The sequence below is a fragment of the Streptomyces rimosus genome (assembly GCF_008704655.1).
Classification (GTDB): Bacteria; Actinomycetota; Actinomycetes; order Streptomycetales; family Streptomycetaceae; genus Streptomyces; species Streptomyces rimosus.
This window is the reverse complement of sequence record NZ_CP023688.1, coordinates 2,498,156-2,514,279: the sequence shown is the minus strand read 5'-3', so window position 1 is coordinate 2,514,279 and position 16,124 is coordinate 2,498,156. Positions and strand designations below refer to the sequence as shown.

Annotated in this window: 10 protein-coding genes; 7 read left to right on the top strand and 3 right to left on the bottom strand. The window is 72.0% G+C overall.

What is annotated here, in order from left to right:
- Positions 1–203 precede the first annotated feature (203 nt).
- From CP984_RS10105 to CP984_RS10080, 5 genes are all read left to right on the top strand, one after another.
- Positions 204–1,649, top strand: coding sequence for a diaminobutyrate--2-oxoglutarate transaminase family protein (locus tag CP984_RS10105; RefSeq protein ID WP_003983928.1), 1,446 nt, complete (start codon positions 204–206; stop codon positions 1,647–1,649).
- A gap of 592 nt (positions 1,650–2,241) precedes the next feature.
- Positions 2,242–4,404: an IucA/IucC family protein gene (locus CP984_RS10100; RefSeq protein WP_003983930.1), complete on the top strand. Its 2,163-nt coding sequence runs from the start codon at positions 2,242–2,244 to the stop codon at positions 4,402–4,404.
- A gap of 89 nt (positions 4,405–4,493) precedes the next feature.
- The gene (locus CP984_RS10095; RefSeq protein WP_003983931.1) at positions 4,494–5,243 is read left to right on the top strand and encodes a GNAT family N-acetyltransferase; all 750 of its coding nucleotides are present in this window, start codon (positions 4,494–4,496) and stop codon (positions 5,241–5,243) included.
- A gap of 349 nt (positions 5,244–5,592) precedes the next feature.
- Entirely contained in the window at positions 5,593–7,968 is a 2,376-nt protein-coding gene (locus tag CP984_RS10085) for an IucA/IucC family protein (RefSeq protein WP_409350681.1), read from the top strand.
- A 41-nt stretch (positions 7,969–8,009) separates the two neighbouring features.
- Entirely contained in the window at positions 8,010–9,983 is a 1,974-nt protein-coding gene (locus tag CP984_RS10080) for an ATP-dependent DNA helicase (protein ID WP_003983936.1), read from the top strand.
- Positions 9,984–10,048: 65 nt separating this feature from the next.
- Here the strand turns inward: CP984_RS10080 and lexA are convergent, their stop codons facing one another.
- The gene (gene lexA / locus CP984_RS10075; protein WP_003983937.1) at positions 10,049–10,837 is read right to left on the bottom strand and encodes a transcriptional repressor LexA; all 789 of its coding nucleotides are present in this window, start codon (positions 10,835–10,837) and stop codon (positions 10,049–10,051) included.
- A 542-nt stretch (positions 10,838–11,379) separates the two neighbouring features.
- On the opposite strand from lexA, the gene nrdR reads away from it, so the two are divergent.
- Together nrdR and CP984_RS10065 are read left to right on the top strand one after the other, a co-directional pair.
- Positions 11,380–11,910 carry a transcriptional regulator NrdR gene (gene nrdR / locus CP984_RS10070; RefSeq protein ID WP_030185117.1) on the top strand — a complete coding sequence of 177 codons (531 nt, stop codon included), beginning with the start codon at positions 11,380–11,382 and terminating at the stop codon, positions 11,908–11,910.
- A gap of 120 nt (positions 11,911–12,030) precedes the next feature.
- Positions 12,031–14,907: a vitamin B12-dependent ribonucleotide reductase gene (locus CP984_RS10065; RefSeq protein ID WP_003983939.1), complete on the top strand. Its 2,877-nt coding sequence runs from the start codon at positions 12,031–12,033 to the stop codon at positions 14,905–14,907.
- Between the two features lie 142 nt (positions 14,908–15,049).
- On the opposite strand, the gene CP984_RS10060 is transcribed toward CP984_RS10065, so the two are convergent.
- Positions 15,050–15,571 carry a TerD family protein gene (locus CP984_RS10060; RefSeq protein WP_003983940.1) on the bottom strand — a complete coding sequence of 174 codons (522 nt, stop codon included), beginning with the start codon at positions 15,569–15,571 and terminating at the stop codon, positions 15,050–15,052.
- 142 nt (positions 15,572–15,713) lie between these two features.
- Entirely contained in the window at positions 15,714–16,118 is a 405-nt protein-coding gene (locus tag CP984_RS10055) for a VOC family protein (protein ID WP_003983941.1), read from the bottom strand.
- Positions 16,119–16,124: the final 6 nt, after the last annotated feature.

Sequence of the window (16,124 nt, the reverse complement as noted above, 5' to 3'; positions counted from 1 at the left end):
CGCGTCGTTGAGACGTACGGGGGACGGCTGAGCCGTGGCCGGACGCAGGCGGCAGCGGTCCGCCAGGAGGCCCCGGCCCGGCGGCACCCGCCGACGACGGACCAGGCCCGGTGCGCGAGATGACGGCCCAGTGGGGGCGTCGGCGTGCGGCGGGCCCACCCGCAGTTCAACAGAAGATTCAGCAGCAGGAGGACCGAACCGCCGTGGCCTTGACCCAGCCTCTGCCGACGTCACCCCCTCCCGCCCACGAGGGCATCCTGCGGCGGCAGTCGCTCCGCGAGTCCGCCGCCCGTACCTACGCGCGCTCGCTGCCCATCGTCCCGGTGCGCGCCCGCGGGCTGACCATCGAAGGCGCCGACGGCCGCCGCTACCTGGACTGCCTCTCCGGGGCGGGCACCCTGGCGCTCGGGCACAACCACCCCGTCGTCCTGGAGGCCATCCGCGCCGTCCTCGACTCCGGCGCCCCGCTGCACGTCCTCGACCTGGCGACCCCGGTCAAGGACGCCTTCGTCACCGAGCTGTTCGCCACCCTGCCCGCCGAACTGGCCGAGCACGGCCGCATCCAGTTCTGCGGCCCGGCCGGCACGGACGCCGTCGAGGCCGCCTTCACACTCGTACGCACCGCCACCGGCCGCGACGGGCTCGCCGCCTTCACCGGCGCCTACCACGGCATGACGGCGGGGGCGCTCGCGGCGTCAGGGGGCGCGCGGGACACCTCCGTGACCCGCCTCCCGTATCCGTACGACTACCGCTGCCCCTTCGGCACGGGCGGCGAGCGCGGCGCCGAACTGGCCGCGCGCTGGACGGAGAACGTACTCGACGACGACAAGAGCGGCATCGCCCGGCCGGCCGGAATGATCCTCGAACCGGTCCAGGGCGAGGGCGGGGTGATCCCCGCGCCCGACGGCTGGCTGCGCCGGATGCGCGAGATCACGGCCGCACGGGACATTCCCCTCATCGTGGACGAGGTGCAGACCGGCGTCGGTCGCACCGGCGCCTTCTGGGCCATCGAACACAGTGGCGTGGTGCCCGACGTGCTCGTGCTGTCCAAAGCCATCGGCGGCAGCCTGCCGCTCGCGGTCATCGTCTACCGCGAGGAACTGGATGCCTGGCGCCCCGGCGCGCACGCCGGCACCTTCCGCGGCAATCAGCTTGCGATGGCGGCGGGCGCCGCCACCCTGGCGTACGTCCGGGAGAACGACCTGGCGCGGCGCGCCGCCGACCTGGGCGCCCGCATGCTGTCCCGGCTGGGCGGACTCGCCGCGGAGCACGGCTGCGTCGGCGACGTACGCGGCCGCGGCCTGATGCTCGGCCTGGAACTGGTCGACCCGGACGCCGCCCCCGACCCGGCGGGCGCCCGCCCGGCCGCCCCCGCGCTGGCCGCGGCCGTCCAGCAGGAGTGCCTGGCCCGGGGCCTGATCGTCGAACTCGGCGGCCGCCACGACGCGGTGATCCGCCTGCTGCCCCCGCTCACCCTCACCGACGAACAGGCGGACGCAGTCCTCGACCGCCTCGCCGACGCGCTGAGTACGGCGGTGCGGGCGGGGACGGGCGGAGCGGGGGAGGGCGGAGCGCGGCGTGCAGGGGGCGCGGATGTGGCGTCCGCGACGGTGGGCAGTCAGGCGCCGCCCTTTGAGGGGGCCTCATGAGGGGGGCACGGCTTTGCTTCGGGTGTGTGGGTGGTGGTCATGCGGCGTTGCGCTTCGGGGGTGTGAGTGCTTGCTGCTCGGCATTCTGCTCCGGGTGTGCGGGTGGTTGCTGCTCGGCGTTGCGTTCCGGGTGTGCGAGTGATGGCCGTCTGCCGTTCTGCTCCGGGTGTACGAGTGTCGGGTATCCGGCGTTGCGCTCCGGGTGTACGAGTGCGTGCCACCCGCCGTTGCGCTCCGGGCGTTCGAGTGTCGGGCGTCCGGCGTTGCGCTCCGGGCGTACGAGTGACGGGCGTCCGCCGCTCCGCCCCGGGCGCACGAGTGACGGCCATCCGGCGTTCCGCTGCGGGCGTACGAGTGCGTGCCACCCGCCGTTCCGTTCCAGGCGTACGACTGACCGCCACCCGCCGCTCCGCCCCACGGCGCTCCGCCACCCCGTACGCCGCCACCGGCCCACGGCTCTCCGCCGCCCCACGGCGCTCCGCCACCCCGTACGCCGCCACCGGCCCACGGCTCTCCGCCGCCCCACGACCCCCTGCCGCCCCACCACCGTCCAGACCGCGCCGACCGCGCCGACCCTGCGAGGCACACCCCGATGAACGAACGCCCCGGCCCCGACGGGACACCGGCCGACGAGCGACGTCTGCCCCGTGAACCCCTGGCCCGGCTGCGGGAGCCGGCCGTGCCGCGCCAGAACCGGCGTGCCGGGACCCACGACACCGCGGAGAACGGCGAGCACGGCGGCCACACCGGCTGCGCGGTGCGGCTCGGACACCACGAACGGCACGGTCACGAGGACTGCCACGCGCTCGGCGCGACCCGGGTCGTCACCGTCCACTCCGACGAGGAGACCGACACCGCGGCCGGCCCCGCCGCCGGACACGAAACCGCCCCGCAGGAAACCGCCCCGCAGGAAACCGCCCTCCAGGAGACCGTCCTGCAGTTCCCCGCGCACGTCCACGTGCCCGTGCCCGACCGCCTGGAGCACGCGGACCCGGCTGTCGCCGCCGACGCCGCCGGCACGGAGAACCTGCTGCGCTGCTGGATCCGCGAGAGCGACACGCCCCGCCCGGCCGGCGACCGGTTGCGCATCCCGCTCGCCGCCGGCGCGACGGCCCTGCACGTCCCGGTCCTGTACTGGTCGGACACCGGCTGGCACCGCCTCGGCGCCCCCGTACTGGAAGGCGCCCCCGCCGACGCCGCACCCCTGGACGCGGTGACCCTCGCCGCCCTGCTGCGCCGCGAGGCCGTACACGGCGGCGCGGGCGGGGACCCCGGCGGCGCGCCCGGTGGTACGGACAGCGAGAGCGCCGACCTTGTCGGCCGCGTCGCCGACTCCGTACGGCACACCGCCGCCTTCCTCGCGGACCGGCGCGCCACCCCGGCCGACGACCCCGGCGGCTCCCGCTTCCTCGCCGCCGAACAGTCCCTGCTCTTCGGCCACCCCATGCACCCCACCCCCAAGAGCCGGGAGGGCCTGACCGAGGCCGAGACGCGCGCCTACTCGCCCGAGCTGCGCGGCGCGTTCCGCCTGCACTGGATGGCCGTCCACCGGGACGTGTTCACCGCCGACTCGGCCTGGACCGAACGCGGCCGTACCGTATCCGCCGAACGTCTGGCCGCCCGGCTCGCCGACGGCGCGCCCCCGGCCCCCGCCGGCACCCTGCCGCTGCCCATGCACCCCTGGCAGGCCCACCAGCTCGGCCACCGCCCGGACATCGCAGCTCTGTACGCCTCGGGCCATCTCCGCGACCTGGGCCCCGGCGGCCCCGCCTGGCACCCGACCTCCTCCGTCCGCACCGTCTTCCGACCCGGCCACGACGCCATGCTCAAGCTCTCCCTGGGCGTGCGCATCACCAACTCCCGCCGCGACAACCTCCGCAAGGAACTGCTGCGCGGCGTCGAAGTGCACCGGCTGCTCCGTACCGGCCTCGCCGCCCGGTGGCGGGCCGCCTTCCCCGGCACGCCGGGCTTCGACATCGTCCGCGACCCCGCGTGGCTCGGCGTCACCGGCGCCGACGGCGAGCCGGTGCACGGACTGGACGTGGTCGTCCGGCACAACCCGTTCGCCGACTCCGACGACGCGGTCTGCATCGCGGCCCTCACCTCGCCGCGCCCCTGGGCCGGCCGCACCGGTCTGCGCTCCCGGCTCGCCGACGTCATCGGCGGTCTCACCGCCCGCACCGGCCGGCCGGCGGGCGCCGTCGCCACCGAGTGGTTCTTGCGCTACCTCGAAGCGGTGGTACGCCCCGTGCTCTGGCTCGACGGCACCGCCGGCGTCGCCCTCGAAGCCCACCAGCAGAACACCCTCGTCCTGCTGGACCGCTACGGCTGGCCCGCCGGCGGCCGCTACCGCGACAACCAGGGCTACTACTTCCGCGAATCGCGCCGCAGCGACCTGGAGCGGCAGCTGCCCGGCATCGGCACCGCCAGCGACACCTTCGTCTCCGACGAGGTCACCGACGAGCGCTTCGCCTACTACCTCGGCATCAACAACGTCCTCGGCCTCATCGGCGCCTTCGGCTCCCAGCGCCTGGCCGCCGAGAACGTTCTCCTCGCCGCCTTCCGGCGCTTCCTCGCCGACGCCGCCACCGGGCCCGCGGCACACCGCTCACCCCTGCCCGGCCGGCTCCTGGAAGCCCGCACCCTGCGCTGCAAGGCCAACCTGCTGACCCGGCTGCGCGGCCTGGACGAACTCGTCGGCCCCGTCGACACCCAGTCCGTCTACGTCACCATCCCCAATCCCCTTCACCCCTGACCCCGCCACCCGCCCACCCCACACCTCCCGATTCCTGCCCGCCCGCCCCGTGACCTCGTGAGGAGGCCCGGAAAGGAGAGAGCGCCGCCGTGCCCCCCACCGAATCCGGCATCGATCCCGAGTCCGAGAAAGCCTTCGACCACCCTCCCGAAGGCCCTCCGGACGACGCGCTCGACGACACCCTCGACCTGCACCTGCCCCCCGACATCACCGCGCTGTTCAGCGACGCGCCGCTGTCCGCCGACCCGGCCGACGGCTCGCGTGGCGGCCTGCTGCTCGACCACATCGCCGACTGGGGCCCGGCCTCCACCGCCGCGGGGCCGTTCCAGCTCGTGCCCGTACGCATCGAGCGCGATCTGCCGCTGATCTCCGCCTGGATGAACGACCCGGCCGTCGCGGCCTTCTGGGAACTGGCCGGGCCCGAGGAGATCACCGCCGCCCACCTGCGCGCCCAGCTCGACGGCGACGGGCGCAGCGTGCCCTGCCTGGGCGTACTGGGCGGCGTGCCCATGAGTTACTGGGAGATCTACCGCGCCGACCTGGACCCGCTCGCCCGCTACTACCCGGCGCGGCCGCACGACACGGGCCTGCACCTGCTGATCGGCGGTGTCGCCGACCGGGGCCGCGGCATCGGCACCGCGCTGCTGCGTGCCACCGCCGACCTCGTCCTGGACCACCGCCCGCAGTGCGGCCGGGTCATCGCCGAACCCGACCTGCGCAACGTCCCGTCCGTCGCCGCCTTCCTCGGTGCCGGGTTCCGCTACGCCGACGAGCTCGACCTGCCCGCCAAACGCGCCGCCCTCATGGTCCGCGACCGCGCCCACCGCCACCTCCTGTGACCACGCCCCTCGCCCGCGCCCGCCGCCGTCGCCCACGCGCCGGTGGCTCCGGCCTGCCCGTCACTCCCACCGGCCCGCGCCGTCCCACCGACCGCCCCGCACACTCCTCCCGCGCCTTCGCACCTGGTCCCCCTTCCCAAGGCACTGTCCATGTAGCTCAGGTCTCGTCCCCAGGAGTCCCGCCTTGCGACCTTCCTCCGAACCTCTCCATAGCCCCGCGTCCGGCCCCGGCGACGCCGCGCCGCACGCCAACGGCATCGCCACCCCCAACCACGCCTTCCCGGCCACCGGCGCCCCCACCGACGACACGAGCGACAGCGGCCGGGCCTGGCAGCGGGCCGCCCGTCGGCTGCTAGCCAAGACCCTGGCGGAATTCGCATACGAAGAGATCATCACCCCCGAACCGGACCCCGGCCCCGAACCGGACCCCGAGCCGGAGCCGGACCCCGAGCCGGAACCCGAGCCGGAACTCAAACCCGAGGCCGTTCCCCGCACCCCGGCCGTCCCCGGTGCCCGGGACGGTCATGAGCCGGGAGGCGCTCCCGGCCCCCGCGACGGCCACGAGCCCGGGGCCGTCCCCGGTCCACGTGACGGCCAGGAACCCGGAGCCGCCAGCGGCCCCCGCGACGGCCACAATCCCGAAGCCGCCCCCGGCGTACGTCGCGACCAGGAACCCGGAGCGGCCCCCGGCCCCCGCGACGGTCACAACCCCGAAGCCGCTCCCGGCCCCCGGGATGGCCACGAGCCAGAAGCCGCCTCCAGCCCCCACGAGGGCAGCAACCCCACCGCGACCACCGGCACCAACCGTTTCCGCGACGACCACCCGACCACGGCCTCTCGCCCCGGTGCCGAGGCCCACTCCGGCACCACCACCCCCGGAACCCCGGCCGACACCCACGAACGCCCCGCCCCCGAAGCCGCCCCCAGCCCCCACGACGGCACCAACCCCGCCCAGCCCACCACCCCCAGCCGCACCCACAACGACCCCCCGGCCACGACCCCCCACCCCGGCGCCGACGCCCGCCCCGCCACCGCCATCCCCGCAACCCCAAGCGCCCCGCGCCCCCCGCACGCCCGCACCACCGACGGTTCCCGCGCCTACCGCCTGCGTCTGACCGACGACGTCACCTACCGCTTCCGGGCCTGGCGCGGTGCGTATGGGCACTGGCGCGTCGATCCCGACTCCATCACCCCCACTGGCGACCCCCTTCACTTCCTCTTCCATGCCCACGACACCGTCCTGGGCCTGTCCGGCGACACCACCGGTCACCTCATCCGCGAGCTGACCGCCACTCTTGCCGCTGACACCCGCCTCGACGCCACGGCCCTGAGCGCCGCGCAGCTCGCCGACCTCGACTACGCCGCTCTCGAAGGCCACCAGACCGGCCACCCCTGGCTCGTCGCCAACAAGGGGCGGCTGGGTTTCTCGGCGGCCGATGCCGCCCTCTGGTCACCCGAGGCCCGCACCCCGCAGCGGCTGCCCTGGATCGCCGCACACCGCCGGCTGGCCGTCTACCGGGGCGTCCCCGCCCTGGCCACGCCCGATCGTCTCTACGCCGATGAACTCACCCCCGAAATCCGCGCCGCCTTCGCCGGCACCCTCTCCGCCCAGGGCCTCGACCCCGTCGACTACCTCTACCTCCCCGTCCACCCCTGGCAGTGGGACGAGACCATCGCGCCCCTCTTCGCCCCCCAACTCGCCGACAAATCCATCGTCCCACTCACCACTGACAACGACCTGCGCCTGCCGCAGCAGTCCATCCGCACCTTCCTCAACACCAGCCGCCCCCGGGCCCGCACGGTCAAACTGCCGCTCTCCGTCCTCAACACCCTGGTCTGGCGCGGCCTGCCGACCGAGCGCACCATCGCGGCCCCCGCCGTCACCGCCTGGGTCCAGGGACTGCGCGACGCCGACCCGTACCTGCGCGACGAGACCCGGGTGATCCTGCTCGGCGAGACCGCGTCCGTCACCGTCGAACACCCCCTGTACGACCGGCTGCCCGGCGTCCCGTACCAGTACAAGGAACTGCTGGGCTGCATCTGGCGCGAGCCGGTCAGCCGCCACCTGGACCCGGGGGAGCGGGCCCGCACCCTGGCCGCGCTCCTGCAGACCGACCCGCACGGGCGCGCCTTAACGGCGGAGCTGGTGCGCCGCTCCGGCCTGGCCCCCCGCGTCTGGCTGCGCCATCTCTTCGCCGCCCTGCTGCCGCCGCTGCTGCACTTCCTCTACCAGTACGGCACGGTCTTCTCCCCGCACGGCGAGAACGCCATCGTCGTCTTCGACCAGCACGACATCCCCACCCGCCTCGCGGTCAAGGACTTCGTGGACGACGTCAACACCAGCGCCGAAGCGCTGCCCGAACACGCCACCATGCCCGCGGACGTGCGCGCGGTGCTGCTCACCGAACCGCCCGACTTCCTCACCCAGTTCATCCATTCCGGGCTCTTCGTGGGGGTCTTCCGCTACCTGGCGCCCCTGTGCGAGCAGCAACTCGCGGTACCGGAGGCCGAGTTCTGGTCCCTCGTACGGGCGGAGATCCTGCGCCACCAGGGACGCTTCCCGCACCTGAAGAAACGCCACGAGACCTTCGATCTCCTCACCCCCCGCATCGCCCGGCTGTGCCTGAACCGCAACCGCCTCCACCTCGACGGATACCGCGACCGTGCGCAGCGCCCGCACGCCGCTGTCCACGGCACGGTGCCGAACCCCCTGCACCACCCGTGACCGAGCAGATTGTCAGTGGGCCCGCGTAGGGTGGCAGCGCTATGACGAAGCCCTCCCTCCCCGATCTGCTGCACGCCGCCGTCACCGCTGTCGGCGGCACCGAGCGCCCCGGCCAGGTCGCCATGGCCGAAGCGGTTGCCGAAGCGGTCGAAGACAGCTCCCACCTGCTCGTACAGGCCGGCACCGGCACCGGAAAGTCGCTCGGCTATCTGGTGCCGGCGCTGGCCCACGGCGACCGCGTGGTGGTGGCCACGGCCACCCTCGCGCTCCAGCGCCAGCTGGTCGAGCGAGATCTTCCGCGCACGGTCGAGGCCCTGCATCCGCAGCTGCGCCGCCGTCCGCAGTTCGCCATGCTCAAGGGCCGCTCCAATTACGTCTGCCTCCACCGCCTGCACGAGGGGGTGCCGCAGGAAGAGGAGGAGGGCCTCTTCGACCCCTTCGAGCACGCGACGCCCACCAGCAAGCTGGGCAAGGACCTGCTGCGCCTGCGCGACTGGGCGGACGAGACGGAGACCGGGGACCGCGACGATCTGACGCCCGGCGTCTCGGACCGCGCCTGGGGCCAGGTCTCGGTCTCCTCCCGGGAGTGCCTGGGCGCCTCGAAGTGCGCGTACGGCGCGGAGTGCTTCGCCGAGGCCGCCCGCGAGCGCGCCAAGCTCGCCGATGTGATCGTCACCAATCACGCCCTGCTGGCCATCGACGCCATCGAGGGCGCCCCGGTGCTGCCCCAGCACGACGTACTGATCGTCGACGAGGCCCACGAGCTGGTCTCCCGCGTCACCGGCGTGGCCACCGGTGAGCTCACTCCCGGCCAGGTCAACCGGGCCGTCAAGCGCGCGGCCAAGCTGGTCAACGAGAAGGCCGCCGACCAGCTCCAGACTGCCTCGGAGACCTTCGAGCGGCTGATGGAGCTGGCCCTGCCCGGCCGCCTCGAAGAGATCCCCGAGGACCTCGGCTACTGCCTGATGGCGCTGCGTGACGCCGCGCGTACGGTGATCTCCGCCCTCGGCACGACGCGCGACAAGTCCGTCCAGGACGAGGACGCCGTCCGCAAGCAGGCCCTCGCCTCCGTGGAGAGCGTCCACGCGGTCGCCGAGCGCATCGCCAACGGCTCCGAGTACGACGTCGTCTGGTACGAGCGCCACGACCGCTTCGGCGCCTCCCTGCGCGTCGCGCCGCTGTCCGTCTCCGGCCTGTTGCGCGAGAAGCTTTTCGCGGACCGCTCCGTCGTCCTCACGTCCGCCACCCTCAAGCTGGGCGGGGACTTCAACGGCGTCGGCGCCTCCCTGGGCCTCGCCCCGGAGGGCACGGAGGGCGAGGACGTCCCGCGGTGGAAGGGCCTGGACGTCGGCTCCCCGTTCGACTACGGCAAGCAGGGCATCCTGTACGTGGCCAAGCACCTCGCCCAGCCCGGCCGCGAGGGCAGCCGTACGGACATGCTCGACGAGCTGGCCGAACTGATCGAGGCCGCGGGCGGCCGCACCCTCGGCCTGTTCTCCTCCATGCGCGCGGCCCAGGCCGCCGCCGAGAACCTGCGGGGGCGCCTGGACATGCCGATCCTCCTCCAGGGCGAGGAGACCCTCGGCGAGCTGATCCGCACCTTCGCGGCGGACGCCCGTACGTGCCTGTTCGGAACGCTGTCCCTGTGGCAGGGCGTCGATGTGCCGGGCCCGAACTGCCAGCTGGTGGTCATGGACCGGGTGCCGTTCCCGCGCCCCGACGACCCCCTGATGAGCGCCCGCCAGAAGGCCGTGGAGGAAGCCGGCGGCAACGGCTTCATGGCGGTCGCGGCGACCCACGCCGCCCTGCTGATGGCCCAGGGAGCGGGCCGCCTCGTACGGGCCACGGGCGACCGCGGTGTCGTCGCCGTCCTGGATCCCCGGGTGGAGCGCGCCCGCTACGGCTCGTTCCTGCGCAAGTCCATGCCCGAGTTCTGGTACACCACCGACCGCAACCAGGTCCGCCGCTCCCTGGCCGCCATCGACGCGGCCGCCAAGGCGGCGGAAGGGGCGTAACGACCCCGGAACACCCCAAACCCCGGGACCGGCGCAGTGGTCCCGGGGTTCGGTCGTGGGGTGGGTCAGACGCGCCGCAGCACCGCCACCACCTTGCCGAGGATGGTGGCCTCGTCACCGGGGATGGGCTGGTACGCGGCGTTGTGCGGTAGCAGCCAGACGTGGCCGTCCTCGCGCTTGAAGCGCTTGACCGTCGCCTCGCCGTCCAGCATGGCGGCCACGATGTCGCCGTTCTCCGCGACCGGCTGGCGACGCACCGTGACCCAGTCGCCGTCGCAGATCGCGGCCTCCACCATGGAGTCACCGACGACCTTCAGCACGAAGAGCTCGCCGTCGCCGACCAGCTGCCGGGGCAGCGGGAAGACGTCCTCGACGGACTCCTCGGCGAGGATGGGACCGCCGGCGGCGATCCGGCCGACGAGCGGGACGTAGGACGCCGCGGGCTTGCCCGTGGTGTCGGTGGGGGCGTTGCTGGGCTGGTCGGAGCCGCGGACCTCGTACGCCCTGGGGCGGTGCGGGTCGCGGCGCAGGAAGCCCTTGCGCTCCAGCGCCATGAGCTGATGGGCGACGGACGAGGTGCTGGACAGCCCGACCGCCTGACCGATCTCGCGCATGGACGGCGGATAGCCGCGGCGCTGGACGGAATCCCGGATGACTTCGATGACCCTGCGCTGTCGGTCGGTGAGTCCCGAACTGTCGGCGCGGATGCCTGGAGGACGGCCGGGCAGTGAGCGGGCCGGCTTCTGCCCCTCGGGGTTCATTGCGTCGTCCATCGGCGGTTTCCGGGTCGGCTCGAATCGGCTCTGGGAGTGACTCTGGGCGGTGATGGTGGCGCTGTCTGCGGTGGTGGTCACGTCGGCCCCTCTCGGAATGTGCTCCCTAGTTAGCCAACGGTAGTTGCTTTCGAAAGGTTGCGCCAAACACACGTTCGAGTGAAAATTTCAGGATTAGCTGACCTGATCACGGGCTTAGGTGTATAGCCGAAAGGCAATTCGGGTCATTCCGGTAGCCTTCGCCCCGAGCGTGTAGCCGGGCGCGCGTACCGGCCCGCGGGGTGCGGGCGGGCGCCGCGACCTGCCCGATTCTGTCATCCCCGCCCCGCCCCGGCTGCCCCCGGGTCGCGTCCCGTACGCTCGACGGCGGTCCCGCGAGCGGCCGCCGAGTCTCCGCCCCACCGCGACACGCCTGGGGTGTCGATGACCTCCGGACACCACATCTAGTGCTTTGATGACTACAACCGCCTACAAGTTGTGGTGCCGGTGTCTGTCGGGGCTCCGGGGATCGCCTATGCTTGGGGCTGCTCCGAGGGGCCCGTGAGGGCCACCGGAGGTCATCAGCCGTACGCCGGGACCATGGGCGTACGACCGTAATTTTCGAGGGTGAGGAGGGTGAATTCATGCATTGCCCCTTCTGCAGGCACCCCGACAGCCGAGTGGTCGACAGCCGCACCACCGACGACGGCACCTCGATCCGCCGACGCCGCCAGTGCCCGGACTGCTCCCGCCGCTTCACGACCATCGAGACCGCGTCACTGATGGTGATCAAGCGGAGCGGGGTCACCGAACCCTTCAGCCGCAACAAGGTCATCGCCGGTGTGCGCAAGGCGTGCCAGGGCCGGCCGGTCACCGAGGACGCCCTCGCCAAGCTGGGACAGCGGGTCGAGGAGGCGGTGCGCGCCACCGGCAGCGCCGAGCTGTCCACCCACGACGTGGGGCTGGCCATACTGGGCCCGCTGCAGGAGCTCGACCTCGTCGCGTATCTGCGCTTCGCGAGCGTCTACCGGGCCTTCGACTCGCTGGAGGACTTCGAGGCGGCCATCGCCGAGCTGCGGGAGCAGCGCGAGCAGCAGCCGCCCGCGCGGGAGCGCGGGTGCGAAGGGGGCGCCGGGCAGCCGGCGGTCCCGGTGCCCGCCACCGCCGCCGACTGAGATCGGCGCACCACAGACCTGACCAGGGCAACGTGCAGACGCCCTGGTTCCAGACAGAACACACCGTGCCACGGGAAGAAAGTGCGCACATATGGGCGTTTGCCCGTACAGGGAGGCGGAATGACAGAGACGACGAGCGGCCCGGCACGAGGCTCCCGCGCCAAGGGCAGCAAGGCGAGCAAGGGTCTGCGCATCGAGCGCATCCACACCACCCCCGGCGTGCATCCGTACGACGAGGTGACGTGGGAGCGCCGTGACGTCGTCATGACCAACTGGCGCGACGGCTCGATCAACTTCGAGCAGCGTGGCGTCGAGTTCCCCGAGTTCTGGTCGGTGAACGCGGTCAACATCGTCACGAGCAAGTATTTCCGCGGCGCGGTGGGCTCCGACACCCGGGAGTCGAGCCTGAAGCAGCTCATCGACCGGGTCGTCAAGACGTACACGAAGGCCGGCGAGGAGAACGGCTACTTCGCCTCCCCCGCGGACGCCGAGATCTTCGAGCACGAGCTGGCGTACGCGCTGCTCCACCAGGTCTTCAGCTTCAACTCCCCGGTGTGGTTCAACGTCGGCACGAAGCAGCCGCAGCAGGTCAGCGCGTGCTTCATCCTCTCCGTCGACGACTCCATGGACTCGATCCTGGACTGGTACAAGGAAGAGGGGATGATCTTCAAGGGCGGCTCCGGTGCCGGCCTGAACCTCTCCCGCATCCGCTCCTCCAAGGAACTGCTGTCCTCCGGCGGCAACGCCTCGGGTCCGGTCTCCTTCATGCGCGGCGCCGACGCGTCCGCCGGAACGATCAAGTCGGGCGGCGCCACCCGCCGCGCCGCCAAGATGGTCGTCCTGGACGTGGACCACCCGGACGTCGAGGCCTTCATCGACACCAAGGTGAAGGAGGAGGAGAAGGTCCGCGCGCTGCGCGACGCGGGCTTCGACATGGACCTGGGCGGCGACGACATCACGTCCGTCCAGTACCAGAACGCCAACAACTCGGTCCGCGTCAACGACGAGTTCATGAAGGCCGTCGAGACCGGCTCCAAGTTCGGCCTGCGCGGCCGGCTGAACGGCGAGGTCATCGAGGAGGTCGACGCCAAGGGCCTGTTCCGCAAGATGGCGGAGGCCGCCTGGGCGTGCGCCGACCCCGGCATCCAGTACGACGACACCATCAACCACTGGCACACCTCGCCGGAGTCGGGCCGGATCACCGCCTCGAACCCGTGCAGCGAGTACATGCACCTGGACAACTCCTCGTGCAACCTGGCGTCGCTGAACCTGATGAAGTTCCTGCGCGACGACGACAAGGGCAACCAGTCGTTCGACGCCGAGCGCTTCGCGAAGGTCGTCGAGCTGGTCATCACCGCGATGGACATCTCCATCTGCTTCGCGGACTTCCCGACCGAGAAGATCGGTGAGACCACCCGCGCCTTCCGCCAGCTGGGCATCGGCTACGCCAACCTCGGCGCCCTGCTGATGGCCACCGGCCACGCGTACGACTCGGACGGCGGCCGCGCCCTCGCCGGTGCCATCACCTCCCTGATGACCGGCACCTCCTACCGGCGCTCCGCCGAGCTGGCCGCGGTCGTCGGCCCGTACGACGGCTACGCCCGCAACGCCGACGCCCACAAGCGCGTCATGAAGCAGCACTCGGACGCCAACGGCGCCGCCAAGCGCATGGACGACCTGGACACCCCGGTCTGGGCTGCGGCCACCGAGGCGTGGCAGGACGTCATCCGCCTCGGCGAGAAGAACGGCTTCCGCAACGCGCAGGCGTCGGTGCTCGCGCCGACCGGCACCATCGGCCTGATGATGGACTGCGACACCACGGGCGTCGAGCCGGACCTGGCCCTGGTCAAGTTCAAGAAGCTGGTCGGCGGCGGCTCCATGCAGATCGTGAACAACACGGTCCCCAAGGCGCTCAAGCGGCTCGGCTACCAGCCGGAGCAGGTCGAGGCGATCGTCGCCCACATCGCCGAGCACGGCAACGTGATCGACGCCCCCGGTCTGGACCCCGCCCACTACGAGGTCTTCGACTGCGCCATGGGCGAGCGCTCCATCTCGGCCATGGGCCACGTGCGGATGATGGCGGCGGCCCAGCCGTTCCTGTCCGGCGCGATCTCCAAGACCGTCAACCTCCCCGAGTCGGCCACCGTCGAGGAGGTCGAGGAGGTCTACTTCGAGGGCTGGAAGCTCGGCCTGAAGGCCCTGGCGATCTACCGCGACAACTGCAAGGTCGGCCAGCCGCTCTCCGCCAAGAAGAAGGAGGAGGAGAAGAAGGCCGAGGAGAAGCCGACCGAGAAGGTCGTCGAGTACCGCCCGGTCCGCAAGCGCCTGCCCAAGGGCCGTCCCGGCATCACCACCTCCTTCACGGTGGGCGGCGCCGAGGGCTACATGACCGCCAACTCCTACCCGGACGACGGTCTGGGCGAGGTCTTCCTGAAGATGTCCAAGCAGGGTTCGACCCTCGCGGGCATGATGGACGCCTTCTCCATCGCCGTCTCGGTGGGCCTCCAGTACGGCGTGCCGCTGGAGACGTACGTCTCGAAGTTCACCAACATGCGCTTCGAGCCGGCCGGCATGACGGACGACCCGGACGTGCGGATGGCGCAGTCGATCGTCGACTACATCTTCCGCCGCCTGGCGCTGGACTTCCTGCCCTTCGAGACCCGCTCGGCACTGGGCATCCACTCCGTCGAGGAGCGCCAGCGTCACCTGGAGACCGGTTCGTACGAGCCCACCGACGACGAGCTGGACGTCGAGGGCCTGGCCCAGTCGGCCCCGCGCCAGGAGTCGGTGAAGGAGGCCCCCGCCTCGACGGCCGAGATCGTCAAGGAGACCGCGGCCCCGGCCCCCAAGCAGGCGCACACCAACGCGGAACTGGTGGAGATGCAGCTCGGCATCAACGCCGACGCTCCGCTGTGCTTCTCCTGCGGTACGAAGATGCAGCGCGCGGGCAGCTGCTACCTGTGCGAGGGCTGCGGTTCGACCAGCGGTTGCAGCTGATCTCCGGCGCTGAATAGGCGCGGAACGAAAAGCTGAAAGGAGGCGGGGCCGACATGTCGGCCCCGCCTCATCCGTTCGTGGGGGGCGGGAAAATACCGCACCGGGAATGCTCTTACGGCATTTCCCCCGCCCTGTTGCACCGTCAGTTGCCCATGACGGTCACGAAGGTTTCCGGGTCGGCGTCGAAGCCCCGTACGTTCGGGTGGAACCGCCATTCTCCCGACGCGTCGCGGTCGAATTCCGCTATCACCGCCGCGGTCGCGCCGGCGACCGCCGAGAAGTCGTCCACGGCCAATTCGTCGTATCCCTCGTTGACGCGAACCGTGGTATTCGCGATGTCGCCGAACGTCTTGCGTCCGCCGCGCTGCTGAATGGCCACCCCGACCACGACCCGGCCGTACCGCTCGGCCAGCCGGTTCAGTTCCAGCACCATCGCCTCGTCGGTGCCGAGACCCAGTCCGGTCCGGCTGTCCCTGCTGAGGGTGATGGTGCCGTCGGGGGAACGGCTGTCGAAGTGCACCAGGTAGTCCGGTGCGCCGTGCGGGGCGTCCTTCGTGTAGGTCGCGGCGATGAGGTCCAGGTCATGCGCTGAAGTGCCCGCGGGGCTGGGGTCCCACTTGAGGGTCACTTCGACTTTGCCGATCCCTTTGTTGAGGCTGCTCACAGAGATCCCTTCCGGTGTTGCAACTCACGGGCTGTGCAAGGCGGACCACCATCGTGTCACGCTCCGCAAGCCCTGCCCCGGGGGTCGGGGCGACGCCGTCCCGGTCGGCAGGACTGGTACGCGTACTGCCACTCCGACGTAATCAGTACGACTGGAGTTCCACCAACGTCCCGTCGGGGGCACGCAGATGGGCGGTACGGAGATTCGGCCCCCAGTCGGGGCGGTCCTGTGGGGCCGCCACGATGTCGGCGCCATGGGCGGCGAGCCGCCGGGCCGCGTCGTCCACCACGGGAACGCGCAGCACCAGCATGGACGTGTCCTGGGCCGCGGGGCGGGGCGGCAGCGCGTCCGTACCGACCGCCCGTGCCATGGCCGCACGCGAGAAGAGGACCAGAACGGCCTGCCCGTCGAGGTCCCAATTGGCGTACCCGGCCTGCGGGAGGACCTTGACGGGCTCGATGCCCAGGAGGTCGCGCAGGGCGCCTTCCCAGAAGCGGGCGGCGGTTTCGAAGTCCTCCACCAGGAGGCGCGGATAGAGAGCGTCCATGATCCG

Excerpts from the sequence above, each read along its gene's own strand:
- CP984_RS10055 (WP_003983941.1), bottom strand. The coding sequence starts at position 16,118 with ATGGACGCTCTCTATCCGCGCCTCCTGGTGGAGGACTTCGAAACCGCC.
- CP984_RS10080 (WP_003983936.1), top strand. The coding sequence starts at position 8,010 with ATGACGAAGCCCTCCCTCCCCGATCTGCTGCACGCCGCCGTCACCGCT.
- nrdR (WP_030185117.1), top strand. The coding sequence starts at position 11,380 with ATGCATTGCCCCTTCTGCAGGCACCCCGACAGCCGAGTGGTCGACAGC.
- CP984_RS10065 (WP_003983939.1), top strand. The coding sequence starts at position 12,031 with ATGACAGAGACGACGAGCGGCCCGGCACGAGGCTCCCGCGCCAAGGGC.
- CP984_RS10100 (WP_003983930.1), top strand. The coding sequence starts at position 2,242 with ATGAACGAACGCCCCGGCCCCGACGGGACACCGGCCGACGAGCGACGT.